We start from the raw sequence: 1,218 nt of genomic DNA on the forward strand, positions 1-1,218 counted from the left end.
CCGGGTGCTGGTTCGGCGCAAGGGCGGGGAGTTCGAGGCGGTCTCCACCGACGAGGTGGAGTACATGGACGTCTCGCCGCGCCAGATGGTCTCGGTGGCCACGGCCATGATCCCGTTCCTGGAGCACGACGACGCCAACCGGGCGCTGATGGGCTCCAACATGCAGCGCCAGGCGGTGCCGCTGCTGCGCGCGGAGTCGCCGCTGGTGGGCACCGGCATGGAGTACCGGGCCGCCACCGACGCCGGCGAGGTCGTGCTGGCCGACAAGGCCGGGGTGGTCGAGGACGTCACGGCCGACTACGTCACCGTGATGGCCGACGACGGCACCCGCACCACCTACCGGCTGGGCAAGTTCCGCCGCAGCAACCAGGGCACCTGCTTCAACCAGCGCCCGATCGTCGAGGAGGGCCGGCGGGTGGAGGCCGCCCAGGTGCTGGCCGACGGGCCCTCCACCGACCAGGGCGAGATGTCGCTGGGCAAGAACCTGCTGGTGGCCTACATGTCCTGGGAGGGCCACAACTACGAGGACGCCATCGTGCTGTCCCAGCGCCTGGTCCAAGACGACGTGCTCTCCTCGATCCACATCGAGGAGCACGAGGTCGATGCGCGCGACACCAAGCTGGGGCCCGAGGAGATCACCCGGGAGATCCCCAACGTCAGCGAGGAGGTGCTGGCCGATCTGGACGATCGGGGCATCATCCGCATCGGGGCCGAGGTGATCGACGGCGACATCCTGGTGGGCAAGGTCACGCCCAAGGGCGAGACCGAGCTGACGCCCGAGGAGCGGCTGCTGCGGGCGATCTTCGGTGAGAAGGCGCGTGAGGTGCGCGACACGTCGCTGAAGGTGCCCCACGGCGAGTCGGGCAAGGTCATCGGGGTGCGGGTGTTCAGCCGCGAGGAGGGCGACGAGCTGCCGCCCGGGGTCAACGAGCTGGTGCGGGTGTATGTGGCGCAGAAGCGCAAGATCACCGACGGCGACAAGCTCGCGGGCCGGCACGGCAACAAGGGTGTGATCGCCAAGATCCTGCCGCAGGAGGACATGCCGTTCATGGAGGACGGCACTCCGGTCGACATCGTGCTCAACCCGCTGGGTGTGCCCGGCCGCATGAACGTCGGACAGATCTTCGAGATCCACCTGGGCTGGCTGGCCAAGAACGGCTGGCATGTGGAAGGGACCGAGGAGGAGTGGCAGAAGTCGCTCCACGCGATCGGCGCGAC

General features: G+C 68.8%; 1 pseudogene. It reads left to right on the top strand.

Annotated features, from left to right (window positions below):
- Positions 1-1,218 (top strand): annotated as a pseudogene (locus FZ103_RS26210) (DNA-directed RNA polymerase subunit beta); the annotation flags it as partial.

It is taken from the genome of Streptomonospora sp. PA3 (assembly GCF_009728995.1).
Classification (GTDB): Bacteria; Actinomycetota; Actinomycetes; order Streptosporangiales; family Streptosporangiaceae; genus Streptomonospora.